This window comes from Absiella sp. AM09-50 (assembly GCF_003433845.1).
In the GTDB taxonomy this organism is placed as follows: domain Bacteria; phylum Bacillota_I; class Bacilli_A; order Erysipelotrichales; family Erysipelotrichaceae; genus Hoskinsella; species Hoskinsella hominis.
Window position 1 is genome coordinate 34,132 of the sequence record NZ_QVFI01000021.1, and the last position, 21,456, is coordinate 55,587.

19 protein-coding genes are annotated in these 21,456 nt (G+C 32.5%); 15 read left to right on the top strand and 4 right to left on the bottom strand.

Translation table 11 applies throughout. The features are described from left to right. Positions 1–154 precede the first annotated feature (154 nt). The 10 genes from DW114_RS15535 to DW114_RS15575 all read left to right on the top strand — a co-directional run bounded on the left by DW114_RS15535 (position 155) and on the right by DW114_RS15575 (position 12,157). A complete protein-coding gene (locus DW114_RS15535) occupies positions 155–706 on the top strand; it encodes a hypothetical protein (RefSeq protein ID WP_117454659.1) in 552 nt (183 codons plus the stop codon). After that, the gene (locus DW114_RS15540) at positions 703–2,346 is read left to right on the top strand and encodes a GH3 family domain-containing protein (RefSeq protein ID WP_199483617.1); all 1,644 of its coding nucleotides are present in this window, start codon (positions 703–705) and stop codon (positions 2,344–2,346) included. Before DW114_RS15535 ends, DW114_RS15540 begins: the two co-directional genes overlap by 4 nt. Continuing rightward, positions 2,337–4,838, top strand: coding sequence for an HD domain-containing phosphohydrolase (locus tag DW114_RS15545; RefSeq protein WP_117454660.1), 2,502 nt, complete (start codon positions 2,337–2,339; stop codon positions 4,836–4,838). Before DW114_RS15540 ends, DW114_RS15545 begins: the two co-directional genes overlap by 10 nt. A 154-nt stretch (positions 4,839–4,992) precedes the next feature. Beyond that, the gene (locus tag DW114_RS15550) at positions 4,993–5,688 is read left to right on the top strand and encodes a LytR/AlgR family response regulator transcription factor (RefSeq protein ID WP_117454661.1); all 696 of its coding nucleotides are present in this window, start codon (positions 4,993–4,995) and stop codon (positions 5,686–5,688) included. After that, positions 5,675–6,970: a GHKL domain-containing protein gene (locus DW114_RS15555; RefSeq protein ID WP_117454662.1), complete on the top strand. Its 1,296-nt coding sequence runs from the start codon at positions 5,675–5,677 to the stop codon at positions 6,968–6,970. The genes DW114_RS15550 and DW114_RS15555 overlap by 14 nt, the downstream gene beginning before the upstream one ends. Before the next feature lie 94 nt (positions 6,971–7,064). After that, on the top strand, positions 7,065–7,625 hold the full coding sequence (locus DW114_RS22225; RefSeq protein WP_117454663.1) for an accessory gene regulator ArgB-like protein: 561 nt from the start codon (positions 7,065–7,067) through the stop codon (positions 7,623–7,625). Further along, positions 7,622–7,765 (top strand): hypothetical protein, encoded by a 144-nt coding sequence (locus DW114_RS21325; RefSeq protein ID WP_158552300.1) that lies wholly within the window; start codon positions 7,622–7,624, stop codon positions 7,763–7,765. The genes DW114_RS22225 and DW114_RS21325 overlap by 4 nt, the downstream gene beginning before the upstream one ends. Then, entirely contained in the window at positions 7,762–8,133 is a 372-nt protein-coding gene (locus DW114_RS15565; RefSeq protein WP_117454664.1) for a hypothetical protein, read from the top strand. The genes DW114_RS21325 and DW114_RS15565 overlap by 4 nt, the downstream gene beginning before the upstream one ends. Positions 8,134–8,201: 68 nt before the next feature. Further along, a complete protein-coding gene (locus DW114_RS15570) occupies positions 8,202–10,301 on the top strand; it encodes an ATP-binding cassette domain-containing protein (RefSeq protein WP_117454665.1) in 2,100 nt (699 codons plus the stop codon). Beyond that, positions 10,298–12,157: an ABC transporter ATP-binding protein gene (locus DW114_RS15575; RefSeq protein WP_117454666.1), complete on the top strand. Its 1,860-nt coding sequence runs from the start codon at positions 10,298–10,300 to the stop codon at positions 12,155–12,157. The genes DW114_RS15570 and DW114_RS15575 overlap by 4 nt, the downstream gene beginning before the upstream one ends. A 359-nt stretch (positions 12,158–12,516) precedes the next feature. Here DW114_RS15575 and DW114_RS15580 read toward each other — a convergent pair whose 3' ends face one another. Both DW114_RS15580 and DW114_RS15585 read right to left on the bottom strand, forming a co-directional pair. Beyond that, on the bottom strand, positions 12,517–13,887 hold the full coding sequence (locus DW114_RS15580; RefSeq protein ID WP_117454667.1) for an NAD(P)/FAD-dependent oxidoreductase: 1,371 nt from the start codon (positions 13,885–13,887) through the stop codon (positions 12,517–12,519). A gap of 159 nt (positions 13,888–14,046) precedes the next feature. Beyond that, on the bottom strand, positions 14,047–14,832 hold the full coding sequence (locus DW114_RS15585; protein WP_117454668.1) for a carbohydrate-binding family 9-like protein: 786 nt from the start codon (positions 14,830–14,832) through the stop codon (positions 14,047–14,049). 141 nt (positions 14,833–14,973) lie between these two features. Between DW114_RS15585 and DW114_RS15590 the strand changes: the two genes are divergently transcribed. After that, entirely contained in the window at positions 14,974–15,357 is a 384-nt protein-coding gene (locus DW114_RS15590; RefSeq protein WP_117454669.1) for a hypothetical protein, read from the top strand. 274 nt (positions 15,358–15,631) lie between these two features. On the opposite strand, the gene DW114_RS15595 is transcribed toward DW114_RS15590, so the two are convergent. Both DW114_RS15595 and DW114_RS15600 read right to left on the bottom strand, forming a co-directional pair. Next, positions 15,632–16,207, bottom strand: coding sequence for a hypothetical protein (locus DW114_RS15595; protein ID WP_117454670.1), 576 nt, complete (start codon positions 16,205–16,207; stop codon positions 15,632–15,634). A 357-nt stretch (positions 16,208–16,564) separates the two neighbouring features. Continuing rightward, on the bottom strand, positions 16,565–16,744 hold the full coding sequence (locus DW114_RS15600) for a hypothetical protein (RefSeq protein ID WP_117454671.1): 180 nt from the start codon (positions 16,742–16,744) through the stop codon (positions 16,565–16,567). Between the two features lie 233 nt (positions 16,745–16,977). On the opposite strand from DW114_RS15600, the gene DW114_RS15605 reads away from it, so the two are divergent. The 4 genes from DW114_RS15605 to DW114_RS15620 all read left to right on the top strand — a co-directional run bounded on the left by DW114_RS15605 (position 16,978) and on the right by DW114_RS15620 (position 21,374). After that, the gene (locus DW114_RS15605) at positions 16,978–17,853 is read left to right on the top strand and encodes a YitT family protein (RefSeq protein ID WP_117454672.1); all 876 of its coding nucleotides are present in this window, start codon (positions 16,978–16,980) and stop codon (positions 17,851–17,853) included. Positions 17,854–17,864: 11 nt separating this feature from the next. Next, positions 17,865–18,650 (top strand): histidinol-phosphatase, encoded by a 786-nt coding sequence (locus tag DW114_RS15610; RefSeq protein WP_117454673.1) that lies wholly within the window; start codon positions 17,865–17,867, stop codon positions 18,648–18,650. 548 nt (positions 18,651–19,198) lie between these two features. Further along, positions 19,199–19,984, top strand: coding sequence for a 3D domain-containing protein (locus DW114_RS15615; RefSeq protein WP_178695031.1), 786 nt, complete (start codon positions 19,199–19,201; stop codon positions 19,982–19,984). Positions 19,985–20,102: 118 nt separating this feature from the next. Continuing rightward, positions 20,103–21,374 (top strand): peptidoglycan bridge formation glycyltransferase FemA/FemB family protein, encoded by a 1,272-nt coding sequence (locus DW114_RS15620; RefSeq protein ID WP_117454674.1) that lies wholly within the window; start codon positions 20,103–20,105, stop codon positions 21,372–21,374. The last annotated feature ends 82 nt before the right edge of the window (positions 21,375–21,456 follow it).

Below are 21,456 nucleotides of genomic sequence, written 5' to 3' on the forward strand. Positions count from 1 at the left end.
TGGCTGCTTTTGTAATGATTGCATAAATAAATTAAAACAGTATAACGCTTATCTTTTATAATAATTAAATATTAATATCTAGCAAGTTTTTATATAAATTTCACGCAAATCACGTTATAATAAAGATACCATGTAAAATAGGAAGTGGTATGGTATGTTATTGGTGTTAGGATGCTTTGCATTTTTATTAATGATGTTTAATGATATGAATCAGGTAAAATTTCATTTGCGATGGGGAAAATATACATTTATGGCTGGGTGTTTTCTACTTTTGATTGTGACAGGGTTATTGATCAGTCGACATCTATATGATGAAAAAACCTTCCATATTGGGCATTTGGCTGCGGCAGTTTTGTGTATGATTAATACACTCCTATTAATTTATACACTGTTCTTTGCACTGCCATTTGAGGGAACCTATGTTGAACAAGACCACTTAAAGGTCTATGATCAGGGTGTTTATGCCTTATGCCGTCATCCGGGTATCCTTTGGTTTTTCTTTGCCTATTCGTTTCTTGCGATGACACTATCTTCAATTGAAATAGGAATTGCGGCTGTTTTATTCTCTTTAATGAATCTTATATACGCCTATATGCAAGATCGCATGATTTTTCCAATCACTTTGGAAGGATATGAAGATTATCAAAAGCATGTTCCATTCCTGATACCAACCATTGCATCAATTAAAAGAAGTCTACAATCATGAAAGGGATGGACCATATGCATTTTGAGGAATTATTGAGGAAAAAGAAGTATGAGGATATCTGGGAAGAATACTGTGGCTTTTTAGATTTATCAATACAGGAATATATGCATATACAATACCGGTTATTAGAGGAACAGATGCTTAATTGGCTTGTTTCACCATTAGGGCAAAGTATTATGCAAGGGAAAAACCTGAAGAATATTCAGGATTTTCGTTATCTTGTGCCACTTACCACTTATGAAGATTATGCTGATATCCTATTAAATAGAAAAGAAGAAGATTTGCCGGGAAAACCAGTCACATGGATAGAAACCACATGGGAAGCAGGCAGACATCCAGTGAAATGTGCACCCTATACCCAGGAAATGCTTCAGGTATTTAAAAATAATATGATGGCTTGTTTAATTCTTGCGGGAAGTGAAACAAGAAATGATGTCGTATTGCGACCACATGATAAAGCGTTGTATGGTGTAGCATCTTTGCCATATGCAACAGGACTTTTACCAGTTCTGGTAGAAGAAGAATTAACTCTGGATATCTTGCCGCCAGTGGAGCAAGCAGAAAAACTTGGCTTTAAAGAACGTAATGTACTAGGTTTTAAAATGGGTGCGAAGCAGGGAATTGATATCTTCTTTGCCTTAAGCTCTGTGGCATATTATGTCAGTATGGCATTTTCCTCTTTACAAAGTCAAACCAGTTCTTCCTCTTCTCATTCAAGTGGAAAGATAAAACCTAAAATGGCATATCGCTTGTTAAAAGGCAGTTATCAGGCTAAAAAAGAAAACCGCAGTATGCTCCCAAAAGATGTATTTCATATGAAATGTTTCTTATGTGCTGGAACAGACAGTCAAATGTATAAGCCGGTTTTAGAGAAGCTTTGGGGTAAACGACCACATGAAATCTTTGCGGGTACTGAACCTACCTGTATCGCAAGTGAAAACTGGAGTCGTAATGGAATGTATTTCTTCCCCGATGCGTGTTTCTATGAATTTATGCCGATTGAAGAAGCGAAACATTTCTCAAAAGATCATACCTATCAACCTAGAACCTACCTGATGGATGAAGTCATACCACATGAAGAATATGAACTGGTTGTGACAGTATTCAAAGGTGGTGCTTTTGCCCGATATATGACAAAAGACCGTTATCGCTGCATTGCCACACATGATAGTGAAGACCATATCCAGCTGCCTCGTTTTACGTATGTTGATCGTTCTTTGGATATCATTGATATAGCAGGCTTTACTAGAATTAGTGAAAAAACAATAGAAGATGTCATCAAAATGAGTAAACTGGATATCATAGAATGGGTAGCGTTAAAAGAGTACGATGACTTCCGTCCCTATATGCATTTAATTATAGAAATGAGTGAATCCAGCATTTGTCAGGATGCAGTCTTAAAGAAGATATTAAAAGAACACTTACAGATTTATTTTACATACTTTGATAGTGACTATGAAGATCTACAGACGATGCTGGGAATTGATCCATTGAAAATCACAGTTGTGCGCTGTCATACCTTCCATTTATATCATCAGCTGCATAATGAAAAATTACCTAAAATGAATCCTTCCAAACACCATATACAGGATTTATTGGCACTTAGCCAGGCAAAGCGGGGTGAAGCATCATGCATCTGATTATCGTTCCGGGAATCGCTTTGTTTTTCTACACCATTCTGTTTCTGGCATTAACAGCAGCTAAAAAAGATCGTTTGATATATAACTTCATGGCAATGATCATCTATTTCATACTATGGACAGCTGGTTCTGTCATGATGCGTGCGCAATTATATCCAGGCGTAATCTTCTGGTGTAAATTATCCATCTTTGGCATGTTTGGAATTCCAATTGCTTATTATGAATTTATTCGTACATATCTGGGTGATAAAGGAAAATTTCGTCAACGGATATTTGTTGTATTGGTGATCATATGCTGGATTTTATTATTATCTGATCAATTATTATCTGATCCTAAGGTGATTCATATTAATAATATGGCAACCTTTGACTTTAACACTACGTTTTGGATGATTATACCTATTGGTTATGTTATCTTTGTGGCGATTACAGTTGTCCAAAAGCTTATACACAGCATTAAACAAAAAGGACACACAATCAATGATTATATCCCTATGATGATAGGAATCGTTGTATTGACGTTTGGTACATTAGCATCTACGATACCTGCGATTGGAAAATATCCAATCGATACATGCAGTGGAATTGTAAATGCATTATGCTTACTATATACCCTGTATAAACAACGATTATTTAATATGACGTTAGTGATATCCAGAGGGGCAGCTTATTTATTAACAGGTGGTGTGCTGTTACTATTTTCTGCGAATGTGATTCAGCCAGTGGTAGATGTATTAAGTGTTACATTTCCATTCTTACAGGATTATATCACAACCATTGTTGTATTATTATTCTCCTTATTAACCTGTGCTATTTTCTTCTTCCTAAAATGGTTTATTGACCTGTTATTTATCAAAGAAGATCAAAAGCAGGCACAGTTGTTGAGAAACTATAGCGCAAATATCGCTAGTTGTTTAGAACTGAAAGAAATCTGTAAAGAACTGGTTGATGTCATTAAAGAAGCTATGGAAACAACACAAATCATGTTATGTTTGAAAACAGAAAGAGAATATCAGACTGTTTACTGCTCCAGTACACTGACAAGGAAAAACTTCACAATGATTGAAAGCAATCCATGTATTCAATACCTGAAACAAACAAAGCGAAGCTCTGTTATGAAGGCTTTTCGTCAAAGTGTCTGGTATAAATCCATGTGGGAAAATGAAAAACATGCTTTAGAGATGATGCAGATTGATTGCATGGTGCCATTATTAAGTGAAAATGAACTTATTGGTATCCTGTTTTTATCCCATAAAACAAAACCATATTCCACAAGTGAACTGACGTTCTTAGATAGTCTTGCAAGTATCAGTGCAATCGCCATTAACAATGCTTATTTATATCAAAGCGTATATGAAAAAGCCAGCAGTGATCATCTGACAGGCTTGTTAAATCGTGAATTCTTTTTCCGTGAAGTTGAAAAAGTATTTTTATTGCCACATGAATCAATCATCATGGCAATTTTAAACATTGATGATTTCTCATTATACAATGAACTATATGGTAGAACACAAGGAGATCATGCTTTACAGAGTATTGCACAGATATTAAAAGCTGCATTTAAAAACAATCAAGTTTTAATGGCACGATATAGTGGAAAAGAATTTGCGATATTGTTTTATGATATTGATTTATTAAGCGTCAAACGTAAAATCAAGATGGTCATTGATCAGATTCATAAACAAAACGAATTAGATAGCGCCAAGTGGAAAAAAATCATGACACTTAGTGTAGGTATCGGTATATATCCATTCGCATCTTCTAGTATGCAGGAACTAATCACAAATACAGAGATGGCTGTATTTACCGCAAAACAAAATGGAAAAAACCGAACAGTTGTTTACACAATGGAAGAAATTGTGAATCGACAGGAAGAAATCAAAGAAGATACAAGAAATGTATATGCCCAATATGCACCAACGATATCTGCATTAACGGCAGCGATTGATGTAAAAGATCATTATACATTCCATCACAGTGCCAATGTAGCACAATATGCGACAATCCTTGCCAAAGCTCTTGGCTTAAATAAGGAACATATCGAATTGATTCGTCAAGCTGCTTTGCTTCATGATATCGGTAAAATAGGCATCCCGGAAGATCTCTTAAATAAAAAAGGAAAACTAACAGATGATGAATATCGTTTAATTCAAACACATGTAGAAAACTCAATTTCTATCATTCGTCATTTGCCTAGTCTGGACTATGTAATCCCTGCCGTCTTAGGTCATCACGAACGATGGGATGGAAAGGGTTATCCAAGAGGACTACGAGGTGACGAAAATCCTATTGCGGCCCGTTGTATCTGTGTAGCAGATACCTTTGATGCAATGACTACAAAACGCAGTTATCGTGATCCTTTGCCACTATCTACAGCGATTGATGAAATCAAAAAAGGTGCAAATACACAATTTGATCCCAAATTGGCCAATTTATTTGTACAATTAATTGAAGAAGGTAAAATACAGGTGTTGCAGGAGTATGATGAGTAAATTTTTCTAAATCTATAAAAGTACCAACATTTTAAACAAGTGGAGGTGCTTTTTTTAAATATATTTCACCAGCTTAGGAAAACATCTATCAATAAAAAAGGAATAAACTGTTATAATATCTTATATAAAAGATTTTTTAACAAGGAGGCATATTATGAAGTTAATATTAATTGATGATTCTATAAATGATATAAAAATGATGCTTTCCTATATCTGTAAAAATGAAAAAATTATAGTTGATTATTATACTGATTGCTCTAAGGTGCCATTCAATGATATAAATTGTTATGATGCTATCTTATTAGACATTGATATGCCAAATGAGAATGGAATATCATATGCGAAACGCTTGAGAAAAACATATCATGATATACCAATTGTTTTTATATCATGGCACTCTTCTTATGAACATGAAAGTTTTCAGGTACATCCTTTCATGTTTATTTATAAAGAGAATTTTCAAAAAGAAATAATCATATGCATGAATGAATTAAAGATCAGACAAGAAAAAATGGATAAAATTTTTGAATATAAAGATATTAAACTTCGATTAAATGATATTCTATACTTCAGGGCTGAAAAAAACGATTGTAATATTGTAATGAATAATAAAAAAAATATTTGTATTCGGATACCTTTAGAAAAGATTGAGAAAATGCAGTTATCTGGGTTTGTGAGAATCAATAAATCTATGATTATCAATATGTATAAAATTGTAAAATGGTGTAAGTATCAAGAAATAGAAATAATAAATGGCGAGTTCTTAAAAATTAGCAGAGGAAGAAAAGATTATGTAAAATCAGAATATGAAAACTTTCTATTAGAGGATAGTTTATATGAATGCATTTGATTTTATAAATGATTTGGTTGAAACTTTTTTATTAAGTTTTATGGCATTTACATTAACTTATTCAATAACTAAAAAGAAATCGAATTTTGTTCTCTTATGGTGTATTTTAAGCATATTTACCATTCTTTCAGAAGTCATTAATTTCAATTACATCAGTTTGAATTTTATATGTATAGGGGTGATATTTTTATTACTCAAGTTATGCTCAAAGCAATCAGTATATTATCTTGCTTCAGTAAGTATGTTAACTTTATTATTTCTTGATATGACCAATAGCCTTTCATTGATACTCTCTTCAATTATTTTTGATATAGAAATAAATCAAATTTATTTAAATATTTCTGTTTTTCATTTAACAATAATTTTATCAAAGGTGATGTATTGTTTGTTTATTTTTTTCATGTATAAAACAAAAAAGAAATACATGGAGATATTAAACAATTCTAATAATCTTTGGAAACCATTCTGTTTTAGTATTTTTATTATTAATGTTCTATCGGATCTAATTTTTCCAATGGTTTATGCACCATATATCGATAAAAAGTTAGTTATACAAATAATTACTGCTTTATCCTTACTGATTTTTTGCTTTTGCTATCTTTTTCTTGAAGTGCAGAGGAAAAATCAAGAATACTTTAGTTTGCAATTGTCTAATAATCTTTACGCAAATCAATTATCTAACTATCAAAAAGAAAAAGAAATTCACCAGCAATTAAGAGAAATGCGTCATAATCAAAAGCAGGTCAATATGTATTTGATCAATTTATTACAGCATAATGAAATAGAAAAAACCATTCAAGAATTACAAAATCAAGATGAAATACTAAATCAGACAAGTCTTTATAAATATTGTGAAAATCAATTAATTGATATGGTTGTAAAAGATAAAATATCAATTGCTAAATCTAAAAATATTAAGATAAGCTGTAGTTTGAAAATACCAGAAACAATGCCATTTGAAAATATTGATATCTATATTTTACTTGGAAATTTACTAGATAATTCCATCGAACATTGTGGTGGTGATAAACAAATCAAATTTATAGGTTATTTAAAAGAGAATGATTTACATTTTTATATTAATAATACGATAGATAAATCTATTCTAACAGACAATCCTGATTTAAATACATCAAAAAAGGATAAGCAATCACATGGTTTAGGAATTCTTAGCTGTCAAAAGATAGTTTCTAAATATCATGGTGCAATTCGCTTCACAGAAAACGATGCATGGTTTATTTGCCATATAGTTTTTGATATAAATGTTGTAGTTCGTCACTAAATATTGCAGTTCGTCACAAACCACTTGAAATGTAAGCGTTTGTAATATATGATTTCTTCGTAAATAAAATATATAAAGGAGATTAAAGAGTAGCGTGATATTGAGGATAGCTGATAAACTTACAGAAAGTATGTTCAGAAATGATATTATATCTGACGATAAAGAAATTTATAAATTTGGAATAGCATTATGTCTGTCGACAGGAATAAGTTTTGCAACAGTGTTGTTAATATCTTTACTGACAAACCATCTATTCTACGCTATGATATATTTATTCATTTTCACTAGATTAAGAACAATTATGGGTGGGTATCATTGTAAAACATATTTCACCTGTAATGTTGCTTATATTTCAATATATTTGATATTTGAGTTCCTTATAGGTTTAGAATGGGAATTTCAAAATATTTTCCTAATGGAATTGTTTTCAAGCGTACTTATTTGGTGTTATGCACCTAGTGAGCATAAAAATAAACCTTTATCAAATGATGAATATAGGCAATTCAGATTAAAGTCAAGGATTATGGTTATTATGATGGTGATAGGAAGTTTTCTTATCTCTAAAATAAACCTGTTAATATGTTTTGAATTTGTTTATATTTTGTCTGTAAACGCAATTTTAGTTTTAATAGGAGAAAGGAGGCGAAGTATATGAATTCACCAATTAAAAAGGTAATGCAAATGTTTGCAAAAATTGCGTATAAAGAGGCCTTGAGTGCAGCAAATTCTGTATCGCAAAAAGGCATGTTTCAATTGAAAGAACCAGAAAGTCTAAAAAGGAGGAAAAGAAAATGACGAAATCTAAAAAAGTTTTAAGTGCTTTATTATGTGCTGGTTGCATCACAATGGCAGGAATGAATGTTATGGCTGCTGATTACTCAGCATCTAAGACACAAACAATTGGAACTTCAGTGGGAAGTGCCAAGACAACAGTTAAAGCTACACGTCATACTAGTGGTAATACAAAATGGACTTCATATGATACTGTAGTATTGAATTCTCCTGGAGATATTAAGAATTACTATACTTCTGAAAAAGCAACTTTGATAACTGATAAGCAATATCAAGTTAATGTAACTCTAAACATGACAAATTATAACTATCAAAGCGGATCCAAAACACTTGGTTATACTTTCAATTTTAATGGTAGTAAGGTGTATTAATGAGTCAGAAAAAGCAAAGAAGGCGAGATAAACTTTTTTTGCTTTTTCATTTTTAAGAGGTGAATAAAGTGGTTAAGATAAAACTATCAAAAATCTTTTTTTTACAAAAATATATTTTAATGTCACTAGACTTAGCGTTTTATAGTGGTCAAATTATTAGTTTTTATGGTGAAAGTGGTTGTGGAAAGACAACCCTTTTAAACACAATCGCATGTAGGAATGATTTCCTTTTAAAATATTATGTAAATGACCAGGATATTTTAAAAATGTCGGATAAAGATAAGAAGAACTATCTTTTTCATCATATAGGATATGTAACACAAGAGCCAGAATTATTAGATGATCTTACAATTAGAAATCATATGAAACAGATATCTGAAATATATCAGATCAACATGGATACTAGTAAAATAATAAATAAATTAGAAATAGGAAAATTATTAGATAAGTATCCTAATCAGTTATCAGGGGGAGAAAAATTCCGTTGTGCGTTATTGTTATGCATTATGAAAAATACAGATATCATCTTATTAGATGAACCAACAGCTGCATTAGAGGATGAGCAGAAAAAGATTGTTATAGAACTATTAGAATATCTGGCATCAAAAGGAAAGACGATCATAATTTCAACGCACGATGATTTGATGATGAAACATAGTGATGTATCTTATGAAATAAAAAATCAAGAAATAATCTGTGTGAAAAATAGTACAAATATCGAAGATGGAGGACCATTAAAACGATCATGTCAGAAAAATACAAAAGTAGTAACTGATTATATGTTCAAGATGGAAAAACATCATCCATGGTATTATGGAATGTTAAGGGGATTATCTATATTCTGTATTATATTCTGTGCACTAAGTTTAGAATTTAGTAATTATGCTTATGAAATAGACGCAAATAATATGAAAAGTACGATGTCTAATGAGTTGACAGTATATAAAAGATTATCTTATTTTGATGAATATGATTTGCTAGGAACAAATGAACCAATCACACATGAGGAAGTAGATTTTTTAAAGAATTTAGAACATGTGGAAAGAGTTGAATGGCGACTTGATACAGGTCTAGGAACAAATTTACTATCTGTAAGTGATGAAAATTATTTAAGTGAAGATAATGAATTAGCTGATATTCGCTTATTTAATGAAAGTAAACAAATCATAAAGGATAGAACGAAGGATAACATATATGCTTGCACTTATTTACACGATGAAAATTATGATAGCTTCATTGAATATCAATTTAATAATGAAGGTATTTATTTATCAAAGGACTTAGCAAATTCTTTGACAGATGATTTATCTAGCTTAAAAGGTAAGTATATTAATTTCCAAATGCCAATCCCAGAATATGATTCTTATGGGTTTGCATGGATATATGATGAAAATGAACAAGAAGTATTGATACATGTTCATGCTGGAAGTTTTGAAGAACTCACATTGCCGATTGCAGGTGTTTTAAAAGGAGCTGATATGGGGCTATATACTACTTTTGGAGAATTAATGTATATTGATCGAGATGTAATAGAGCCACTTATTGAAAAACATAAAAAGACAGAATCTAGAACAATATATACCATGTTACCCGATAGTAAAGTTTTTTATATTAATGAATTACCTGAAAATGAAAAAGAGAATGTTGCGCATACAGTCGTGGAAACACCTTGGGAACCAACAGGGTATACAGTAATTGTAGATGACATTGATCATTTAGATGAAGTGATTCAAAATATTAGAGAAGCAGGATTAAGAGTTGATTCACAATTTGCCAGCTATAAAAGTATTAGCGAATCCACAAAAAATTTACAAAAAGCAGTGAAAATGATTTCCAAAGGAATGTTAGTCATTTTGTTGTGTATCTATTTGGTAATTAAATATAACAACCGAATAAGAGAACGTAAGATCAATCAATATTATATGCTGCAGTTGAATTTCACAAAAAATGAAATAAGGAAAGTGAAATTAAAAAGGTACTTAGAGAACACAATCATTGCTTTCATGATATCCTTTATCATATTTATGATACTAATATTCTTATTTGATTATATAGGTATTGGATTTACTGTATTGAATAAGAAAATCGTTTTCACATTCATATGTGCTAGTGTTATATTAGAATTTATAGTGCCAATAATTTTTGAAAGGAAGATGGGGCCTAAATGATTGAAATAAAAAATATTCATATTGCATATCAGAATGAAGAACTAATCAAAGATGGATCTTTATCTTTTTCAGATGGAACTGTAAATGTAATCATAGGGAAAAGCGGCATTGGGAAAACAGCTCTTTTATATCATATCGGATGTATTTCTGCAAAACATGATGAAACTTATAAAATTGACGGAGAGGAAATAGATTTAAATAATGAATATGCAATCAGCCAAATTAGAAGGCAAAAGTTTGCCTATCTGTTGCAGGACTATATTTTATTTGATCAATATGATGTATTAGGTAATTTAAAATTATATGCATCATTTAAAGGTCTGGAATATACGCAACAAGAATATCAAGAAATGCTGTCTATGGTAGGATTATCTGTTTCCCTTCATCAGGATATTACAACGTTATCTGGTGGTGAAAGACAAAGATTAGCGATTGCTTGTACCTTGTGTAAAAAACCTGAGATACTATTACTGGATGAGCCATCTAGTGCTTTAGATAAAGAGAATGAAAAGGTATTATTTGAAGTTCTAAGACGCCTTGCATATGAAAAGAAGCTTTGTATCATTATGGTCAGCCATAGTCAAACAGCAAAAGCATATGCGGATAAATTATATACAATCGAAGATCAAACAATAAAATGTTTAAAAGATACTTCGATAAACATTAACCATGAGGATACAGATCAAATGCAGCCATTACATTTGAGTTTCTATACATCTTACATAAAATATTTCTTTCTGAAATTTAGAAAACTGAACGTTTTTATGATGGCGATGTTGGTGATTGCGATTAGTTGTCTATGTGGTTCATTAACATATTATGATATTTATGCGAATAAGAGCTTTTCTGAATTAGAAAGCATTAGTAACAAACAGCTATTGATTACATCATCAAAAGATAATATTTACTTGGATCAACAGATAGATTATCTTAACGAAAAAGATATACAAAAATTTAGAGATTCAACAATAGAGTTACATCCATATTATCAAATGTATGCATCAGTGATAGGACAAAATGAATGTATCATATTGCCATATTTTGATGATTTTCATATGAATGATGATTTATTTAAAACTTTAAATGGTGTCGCAGAGCATGGTATATATTTAAGTAACGATTTTTACTTAGGATTATCAGAAACAGATATTAAAGACAACAAGCTGCCAATGGATATACTTATACGAGAACATAAAGGTGAAAAAGTAAAACAACATGTTCTGACAATTCAGATAGATGTAAAAGGAGTATTAGGTAGTAAAGAAAAGGTTTCTTATCTTCAAAATAGCACCAATTATATTTATATGTATTATAAAGATATGGAAAAGATGTATAAGCAAACGTCTGATAGTGATCAATATATTGCATATATTGCTACAGCAGACAGGTTTGAATATCTGGTTAATTTAAAAGAAAAAGTTTTATCAAATGGACTGGGAGTGAATGAGGGAACAATTGATATGCAATCACTTCAAGATACCCTCACAACCAGAGAGAAAATGCAAATGATGTTAGCTTGTGGTATTGCATTTATTTTTATCATGATTAATCTTTTCCAGCAATTGAATTATTTGTATAAGAGAAAAAAAGAATTCGCTTTATTGATGATCAATGGACTGGCAAAAAGAAATCTAATATGGCTATGCCTTTTAGAACTGATAATGAAATTTGTGATAACAATGATTCTAGGATTTATTATATTGGCAATAGGTGGAGTCTGTTTAAATGTTATGGATATATTGCTTGCGAATATAAAATTTGCGATATTAATGATATTCTTACTATTGGTATCAGTGATTACTACATATGCTTTATTCATTCAAAGATACACGCCAGAAAGTATATTAAGAGAGTAAAAAATCATGGATATAGGGTCCATGATTTTTTAAATATATTCGATAGGTAAAGCAAGTAAATCTTCTTTAAGATATGTCTTTTTATCATATTGGCAAAGGATAATGCCATTACCAATATTTTTATCAGAAATTTTGTTTAATACATCGAAATTTTTTGCCATTGTTTTTATAGGATTGGCAGTCATTTTTATTTCAATAGGATATATATAGTCAAGAAATTAATCGCCTATTATTTCGGCTAATTTAGAGTCTGACTCTAGATTAGCCGAATATTAGATAAAAGCAACTGTTTGATAAAAGAAATTAGATATTTGTAAATCAAAAAACCATCCTCCTTCACGAGAATGGTTTTCTTACAATTACTTGTTTTCGTATAGGTATCTGGCAACGTAAACACCAGATGCACTTGCATGGGATAGGGAATGTGTTACGCCACTACAATCTCCAATGACAAACAATCCTTCATGTTTTGTTTCTAGATGCTCATCGATTTCTACTTCCAGATTGTAGAATTTAACTTCTACACCATACAATAATGTATCATCGTTTGCTGTACCAGGTGCGACTTTATCTAACTGATAAATCATTTCGATAATATCATCCAATTGACGTTTTGGAATTACAAGGCTTAAATCACCAGGTGTTGCGGACAATGTTGGTGTCACAAAGCTTTCTGCGATTCTTCCAGCAGTACTTCTTTGACCACGAATTAAATCCCCAAAGCGCTGAACGATAACACCACCACCAAGCATATTGCTTAAACGGGCAATACTTTCACCATAACCATTACTGTCCTTAAAAGGCTCTGTAAAGTGGTTGCTGACAAGTAAAGCAAAGTTTGTGTTCTCCGTATAACGGTTAGGATCCTCATAACTGTGACCATTTACAGTAATAATTCCATTGGTGTTTTCGCTAACAACAACACCTCTTGGATTCATACAGAATGTCCTTACCTTATCCTGAAATTTTTGCGTACGATATACAATTTTACTTTCATATAGTTCATCTGTTAAATGAGAGAAGATACTATAAGGAAGCTCTACACGCACTCCAATGTCTACACGATTACTCTTTGTTTTGATACCTAATGTATCACAGACGTTACCCATCCATTTACTTCCACTTCTTCCTGTAGAGATAATACATTTTTTACCAGTGTATACCTGATCACCACTATGTAATGCATAACCATCTTCTAGTTTTTCCACGGAATCAATGTGGGTATTAAAATGAATTTCTACTCTTTCTTTCAGTTGTTCATATAGATTTTTTAAAACGACATAGTTCTTATCTGTACCCAGATGACGTACCTGTGCTTCTAATAAATGTAAATCATTCTGCATACATTCTTTCTTCAACTTGGTATTACCTGTTGAGTACAGCTTTGTTCCTTCGCCACCGTTTTCAATATTGATCTTATCCACATATTCCATTAAATCAATTGCCTGTTTTCTTCCCAGATATTCATAAAGTGTACCACCAAATTGATTGGTAATATTATATTTTCCATCAGAGAACGCACCAGCACCACCAAATCCATTCATAATTGCGCAGGTTTTACAATTGATACATGATTTAATCTTCACACCATCAATCGGACATTTTCTTTTTTCTAAAGGATTACCTGTTTCAAACAGACCAATTTTTAATTCCGGCTGTAAACGTAAAGCTTCATAAGCAGAGAAGATACCACCAGGTCCAGCACCTACAATCACTAAGTCAAAATCCATAAGACACCTCCATATTTTCTTTCTTTTACGGGAACCTCACGAGATTTCCCAAAGTATTTTATCATATTTATAAAATAAAGCCAGTATTATTTATGAAAACTTTATGAAAACGCTTGCGGAGTAGTAAAGAAAAGGCCTTTTGGCCTTTTGTATTGTTAATTATTGTAAGAATCTAAATTCTCCAAATGAGGATGCAACATGGAAATCAGGATTTGCGGTTTTAGGATCAACCCAGGAAATCCATTCTATCTTAGGATCCTTGCCAGAGGCTTCTGGTTTAGAAAATTCTGCACGATAAATACCCGCACGCATGACATCATGATTGATTAATTTTAAATCTTGTAAAGATTTCATTGGAATCTTGCCTTCCACAATATAACCATCATCTGTTACTGTGGCTTTTGTTTCCAAACCTTCCATATTCCATTTACCATCAAACTTTCGATAATATTCGATAGAGTAATCGTGAACACGGCCTTTTGGATCAATTTCTAAACCGTAATATTTCTCCATGCCATCAGGACCAGGTTTATCAATGTAAGATCCCGCAAAGAATAGTTCTACACGATCTTCCATATCAACAGTACTCTCATCATCTTTCCAATTATCATCCTGAAGTACTTCGCTATCTTTTACTGTAAAACAGAAATAGAAATTATCCTTATCATGGTATCCTTTAAATTCTGTGTATGGAGCTTCTTTTTTATCCCATGGAAAATGAAAACCACCGGCTATAGCTGGAATATCCTTCCATACTTCATCATCCAGCTTGCCATCAACGTTAATTGATTTATCTCGTTTGACGACATCATAGTGGGATGTAGAAGCTTCATTATAAGCAATCGTAGGTGTAGTAGGTGAAGAACTGCTGTTTGAGGAGCATCCGCCTAAAGCAAACATCGATGCGGCAAGAGCCAGCGTTGTCATGTACGTAAACTTTTTCATGGTAAAATTCTCCTTTCTACCTAACTTCATTATATCATGCATTATGTATATTTCAAGATAAAATGTAAACGCTTTCGTATGATGAAAATGTGATGTATATTATGCATGCAGTTGGTAATACTTTCCAATGAGGTGAAACGAATGAAGAAAAGATATATTGCGTGTTTCTTAGTTTTCTGGGTATGCATTTGTACCATACATATTAGTGGACAGTCACAGCCAGTGGCATTTGAGATCCGTTATGATTCTAAAACAAAGGAAACATATCAGGTAAAGAAGAATATGATGAACACTTTTGAGGATTTAGTAAGTGGCCTGCATGAGGATGATCAAAATACCATGGTTATATATAATATAGAAAGATTTTCTGATAAAAACATCAAGGCGGAATGGAAAGGCAAACTTGTCTTAACACAGGGTGATGGTAAAGGTATCGTGCTGCGTGGTGATTTAATTAATCAGGCGTACTGTATAGAAAAGGTACAACCAAGAAGTTTCTTACAGAAATTATTTTCTGGGAAATGAACAATAATGAATGAGAAAGTTATATTGTGGATAGGGAGTACAGGCTCCTTACATAAAATGGCTTTCTTTTTTTGATAATATGCAAAGAGGCAGTAAACTTTGCGTTAGTACAGTTTACAAATCTACAAATGCCGGAACAAACTTACTACAAATGCCGGAACAAACTTGCTACAAATGCCGGAACAAAGCTTATAGAATCTCTTTATGCAAAATAAAAAGCAGAAATATTTAATGATGAAATATTCCTGCTTATATAAGGCATTATCACTGTAAACTATTTGTTTTTATTATTAATCTCTTGTTTAGGAAAGACAAAACTTTGTTCATGTATTTGTTCGTTTTCACCTTTTGGAGATTTGAATGATAAAGAAATACTAAAGAATTCATCTTCATTAGAGAGTAGTGAATTTTGAATATCTTTTGTGATCTTTTCCTTTATAAGGATTTCACTTTCTTCTTGATCTTTAATATCCAATTTATATAATTGATCACAAGGATATACTGAGGACTCGTTCGTATTAGGATTAATCGTTACCTTGAAAGGATATTCAGTATAGAAAATATTTAATTCATTTAAAGAGTAAAACTCAGGAGCGATAGTAAATTTCACTTTAGCTGTTAGATAATCATTTTCTATATAAATATTTGAAATTTCAATATCTTTAAAAGAATCTATTGGATTTAATATCATTTTATTCTTTTTCAATATTTCAGTGTTTATACAGGTTTTATCTTCTATGTTACATGATGTTTTTTCTTTTGAATTTAATGAGAATAAAGTGATAAAAATGATTAACACACAGATGCCAATCAATATAAATAGTTTAATCGATGTCTTCGTTTTTTTCATAAATATATCCCTCACTTACATTTATATATGGTTATCATTCTTATGCTTTTGTTTTCTTTATATAAAGTCTGAAAACGTTTTCTAAAATAATTTTAACATAAATTAGTTAATTGTAAATAAAATAATATTATGTTTTACGATTTTTTATTTAATCGAACTCATTTTGATATAATGGCATTGGAGATGGTAAAATGGGGAAAATACAAATTATTTCTTTCTTCAAGCTTGATTTACTAATTTTAAATATCTTCCATTAAAATCGAACAAGAAACTTTGATGATTCTTATTTTGTTGTTAAGAGGATGATGACGACTTATAATCAAAAAAAACAGTAGTACATAATAATATCCCTAAAGCTCATGTGCTGGAAGATAAGATTTCACGTATGCTTACAATCAAGAAAGTAGGGTGTGCATCCATACAATTCAATTCATAATCAATCGTACTTAAATAATCGTGATTATTCATTCTTAGAAATATCATAATGGAAATCATGAGTCCTATAGTGATGAGTTTGGATTTATTGGTTCTAATCATAATCGTTTCTCCATATTTTTTGCGCAAGAATTATCTGTAAATATCATAAAAGAAAAAACTTAGCTTTATATAAGGATAATATAGATTAAGTGAAAATTAAGAAAATGCATACCATACACAATACATATATATAGGAAAGAGAAAAATCTTTCCTAATTGAAATATTTTCTTTGATTAGACCATGGGATATGGGAAATGATATAATAGAAATGTTGAGGAAAGAGGTATGGTATATGAAAACAACGAATAAAGAAGCACTGATTGATATTTTATGGATTCTTGCTGGAAATTTGTTTTTGGCGATTGGTGTCGCATGGTTTATTCTACCGAATAATGTATTAACAGGAGGATTGGCTGGCGTCGCAATTGCACTAGAACCGTTGTTTCATATACAACCAGAATTTATGATCAATGCATTAACAGTCGTGCTGTTTCTTGCGGGGGCAGTCATTCTTGGTAAGAAATTCGCAATGAAAACGATATTAAGCACGATTTTATATCCTACCTTATTATCTGTGATGTCTTATCTGGCAAGTGAAGTCATTGCGCCGGATACCTTCATTATGGATAAATATTTGGCAACCATTTATGGTGGTGCGTTGATGGGAATTGGTATTGGATGTGTATTTCGTACAGGGGCAAGTACAGGTGGTATGGATATCCCACCGTTGATCGTGAATAAATATACGCATATTCCACTACCGACTTTGGTATTGATCACGGATGCGTTAACGGTTTTATTAGGTGTGTTTACCTATAATCTTCAGGCAGCTTTGACTGGTATCTTATCGGTTTGGGTAAGCAGTATGCTGATTGATAAAACGATGATGATTGGTGGACATAAAGCACAAAGTGTTATGATTATCTCTGAGAAGTATGAAGAGCTGATGGATATGATTCATGATGAATTGGAACGAGGTACAACGATTATTCAGGCGATGGGTGGATTCTCTAAGGAGAAAAAACCAGTGATTATGGTCGTTGTTAGTAAAAAACAGTTGCCACAATTACAGTATATGATTGCGCATGCGGATCCGGAAGCCTTTGTAATCGTTACTGAAACCAATGAGGTACAGGGATTAGGCTTTACATATGAAGAAGAACTATAAGGGAGGACATTATGCAAAAATTTAATTATCATAGTCACACAAAACGTTGTGGACATGCAATCGGTGAGGATGAAGAATACGTATTGGCAGCAATCGCCAATGGATATACGAAAATGGGCTTTTCAGATCATGCGCCATATCGTAATGGATATGCGCCAGGAGAGCGTATGCATAAAGAAGAATTGGATTCCTATATTGAGAGTGTGAAAGTCCTGCAGGAAAAATATAAGGACCAGATTGATATTCGCATTGGCTTAGAATTTGAATACTTTGAAGATCAATTGGTTGAATTAATGGAATATAAGGAACGTATGGATTATCTGATCATTGGTCAACATGGCCCAAAGCTGTTTGAAGAAGAGTTTTATACAAGAAATGATGATGAAGCTGTTTTATTGTATGCATCCTTGATTGAAAAAGCATGTACGAAAGGCCTTCCTGATATCATTGGACATCCAGATTTGTTTATGTTTGATAAGAAAGAATGGACACCCGCATGTGAGGAAGCAGCGCATCGTATCGTGAAAGCGGCTGTAAATGCAGATATTCCTATCGAAATCAATTTGAATGGGATTCATTATGGTATCCGACAGATAGGTAATGAAAAACGTGTTGGTTATCCATACCGTAAATTCTGGGAGGTAGCGGCACAATATCCTGTGAAAGTAATCTATGGATTAGATGCCCACAAACCTGAAAAATATGCGGATGTGGATGCATATCATCTGGTGGATGAGGTATTGGAGGGTATCACACTTCATAAACTTGAGGATTTGGCTTTTAAAAAGAAGCTTTGATATACCGCTTACATTTGAAAGGGCCAAAAAATTTTGAAAATTAACTATAAACAGTATTTAGCGAATGAATCTGATTTTTAAGAAAAATGGTTCTAGTATCCACTTTATGGTAAAATTGGACGAAATATAGGAGAAAAAGCATAATAAAATGCCCTAAAAATGGGATGAAGAAACACGGGAATGGCTATGGAATTGGCTGGAAACCCGTGTTTTTTTCACAACTAAGACGAATTTCATATAATACGATAAAATAAGGCTTTTTAGATATTTGAATAAAAAAAGTAAAATAAAAAAATAAACCAATTTGTGATTGAATTGATAAATTTCACAAATGAAAATAAATGTAAGAAGTTGTCAAAAGTTGCCTGAAGTTAAACAAACGCCTTTGTTTAAGGGATTTGGAATAAAAATACAAGCGAGAGCATAGGTATGAAATATTATATGTTGGGTAAAATAAGACCAAAAGACATGTTAAAAAACAAAAAAATTGGACAAGTTTTTGAAATTGTGATAGACTATAGCATGTTTTCATTAAAGGAGGAACATTCATGAAGTCAAGACGAATCTTATTATTCGCTTTATTCACCTGTGTTTTCGCTTTATATGGATGTGTCAGTTCTGTATCAGAATCTGCTTCGCAAAGAAGCCTGACAGTCAATATCGACAAGATGACATTGAAGAATGTATCAGATAACAGTATGTTGCTGCCTATTAGAAAAGACAGCGTACAAAAAGAAGATATTATGCGTGTGATTAATGGAACGTATAATGATCAGCCAAGAGTTAGAAATTTAGGTGGTCAGCTTTCCACAAAGATCGCCATGGAGCAGGTAGCGAAAGACTACAAAAAACAGGTCAGAGAAAAACAGAAGAAATTAGAAGAAGAAAAGAAAAAAGCTGAAGCATTAAAGAAACAGAAAGAGGAAGAAGAAGCTTCTACCTTCGTAGGGAAACTTACAACTTATGGAGTAGACTGTTACGGCTGTTCATTTTCAAATGGACGAGGCAGTACAGCAACAGGTATCGCTCTGGATATGTATCAGGGTGTACAACAGGCAGATGGAAGCTTTCAGCCTGGTATCAAATATGGCAACTATTATGTAGTAGCCGCAGATCCTGGCATTCCAATGTATTCTATTTTGAAAATCAGCAACCATGGATTGAGTGGCAGTGGGATATCTTTAGATGAACCATTCTATGCAATCGTATTGGATCGTGGCGGTGCCATTTATGGAGGACACTTAGATTTATATATCGGAAGTGAATCTTCAGGTGCTGTTCAGCATGTATTACAAACAACACCAAAGGTACAAATTGTACGTTCTGGTGCTTAATTAAAGAACCTGTGCATATTCTGCACAGGTTTTTCACAGTTGTCAGGAAGATTACGCGATAAGCATGGATATCCAATAGATTTGTGCTATAATAAAACAGCAAAAGGAGGCGCACGATATGGAATTTGTTGAATTAACGGAAAATGAATTTGCACAATTCGCGCTGCATCATGAATTAAATAACCTCTGGCAGACTACCCAGATGGCAAAGATGCGTGAACAGCGTGGTTTTCATACATATTATGTAGGGGTAAAAGAAGATGGAAACATCATCGCAGGCAGTATGCTATCCGCATTGCCTGTGTTTATGGGTTATGAAATGGTTCAATTATTAAGAGGACCACTGATTGATTTTAAAAATAAAGCTTTATACACGTTCTTTCATGAACATCTGGTTGAATTTTTAAAAGCCCGTAAATGCATGTACTTTCATATTGATCCTTATTTGCCTTATAAAGAAAGAGATTTAGAAGGGGAATTGGTTGAAGGTGGCTTTGACAACAGTGATGTTGTGGATATGCTATTAGATTTAGGTTATCAACATGAAGGCTTTACTCGTGGTATTGATTTATCAAGAGAACCTAGATGGATCTATACGATCAATCTGAAGGACAAAACACCTGATGAAGTATTAAAACAGATGGAACGTAAAACACTTCGTTCTGTCAAAAAGGCATTGAAGTATAACATTCAGGTCAATGAATTAGACCGTGATCATATTTCTGTGTATGAAGAAGTTATCCAGAAAACCGGAGAACGCAGAGGATTTCAGGGACGTGATGAAGAATATCATAAACGTTTATATGATTTCTATCATCCTGAAGGATATATTAAATTTTTATGTGCTACCCTTGATTTAGAGGATTATAAGAAAGATTTATATAAAGACTTGGAAACCAATACCAAACAGCGTGATACTTGCGCAAAACGTTTGGAAACACAAGAGAGTCCAAAGATTCAAAAGAAGATGGAGCTTGCACAGGAACAAATTGATCAGTTAAACGAAAAACTGAAAGAAGCGGATGAATTGATCCAAAGCGATGGACAGGTGTTGACACTGGCCAGTGGTGTTTTCTTTACCTATGGCAGAGAAGTATTGTGTTTGATGAGTGGTGTATATGAAAAATACATGCGCTTTGCCTCACCTTATGCGATGCATTGGAAGATGATGAATTACGCAATAGAACATGGTATGGAACGTTATAATTTATATGGTATGAGTGGAAACTTTGATCCACAGGCAGAAGATTATGGTGTCTATCTGTTTAAGAAAGGCTTCCAGGGAGAAATCCAGGAGTTGATTGGGGACTTTGATTATATCGTGAATCCAAAAATGTATCGTTTATATCAGAGCCTGCGTAATGTAAAACATAAAATCAAAGGTGAATAGTGAATGAAAGAACCGTATATCGTGCGGTTCTTTTTTAGGATAGCTGTAATTATGTAGGGCGCATTTTTTTCACTTCCTTCAT

What these genes read in the sequence shown, in the direction of transcription:
- DW114_RS15575 (WP_117454666.1), top strand. Translation starts at nt 10,298, where the DNA reads ATGATTGAAATAAAAAATATTCATATTGCATATCAGAATGAAGAACTA.
- DW114_RS15580 (WP_117454667.1), bottom strand. Translation starts at nt 13,887, where the DNA reads ATGGATTTTGACTTAGTGATTGTAGGTGCTGGACCTGGTGGTATCTTC.
- DW114_RS15535 (WP_117454659.1), top strand. Translation starts at nt 155, where the DNA reads ATGTTATTGGTGTTAGGATGCTTTGCATTTTTATTAATGATGTTTAAT.
- DW114_RS15565 (WP_117454664.1), top strand. Translation starts at nt 7,762, where the DNA reads ATGACGAAATCTAAAAAAGTTTTAAGTGCTTTATTATGTGCTGGTTGC.
- DW114_RS15545 (WP_117454660.1), top strand. Translation starts at nt 2,337, where the DNA reads ATGCATCTGATTATCGTTCCGGGAATCGCTTTGTTTTTCTACACCATT.
- DW114_RS15555 (WP_117454662.1), top strand. Translation starts at nt 5,675, where the DNA reads ATGAATGCATTTGATTTTATAAATGATTTGGTTGAAACTTTTTTATTA.
- DW114_RS15605 (WP_117454672.1), top strand. Translation starts at nt 16,978, where the DNA reads ATGAAAACAACGAATAAAGAAGCACTGATTGATATTTTATGGATTCTT.
- DW114_RS15550 (WP_117454661.1), top strand. Translation starts at nt 4,993, where the DNA reads ATGAAGTTAATATTAATTGATGATTCTATAAATGATATAAAAATGATG.
- DW114_RS15600 (WP_117454671.1), bottom strand. Translation starts at nt 16,744, where the DNA reads ATGATTAGAACCAATAAATCCAAACTCATCACTATAGGACTCATGATT.
- DW114_RS15590 (WP_117454669.1), top strand. Translation starts at nt 14,974, where the DNA reads ATGAAGAAAAGATATATTGCGTGTTTCTTAGTTTTCTGGGTATGCATT.
- DW114_RS15585 (WP_117454668.1), bottom strand. Translation starts at nt 14,832, where the DNA reads ATGAAAAAGTTTACGTACATGACAACGCTGGCTCTTGCCGCATCGATG.
- DW114_RS15610 (WP_117454673.1), top strand. Translation starts at nt 17,865, where the DNA reads ATGCAAAAATTTAATTATCATAGTCACACAAAACGTTGTGGACATGCA.
- DW114_RS15540 (WP_199483617.1), top strand. Translation starts at nt 703, where the DNA reads ATGAAAGGGATGGACCATATGCATTTTGAGGAATTATTGAGGAAAAAG.
- DW114_RS21325 (WP_158552300.1), top strand. Translation starts at nt 7,622, where the DNA reads ATGAATTCACCAATTAAAAAGGTAATGCAAATGTTTGCAAAAATTGCG.
- DW114_RS15615 (WP_178695031.1), top strand. Translation starts at nt 19,199, where the DNA reads ATGAAGTCAAGACGAATCTTATTATTCGCTTTATTCACCTGTGTTTTC.
- DW114_RS15595 (WP_117454670.1), bottom strand. Translation starts at nt 16,207, where the DNA reads ATGAAAAAAACGAAGACATCGATTAAACTATTTATATTGATTGGCATC.
- DW114_RS15620 (WP_117454674.1), top strand. Translation starts at nt 20,103, where the DNA reads ATGGAATTTGTTGAATTAACGGAAAATGAATTTGCACAATTCGCGCTG.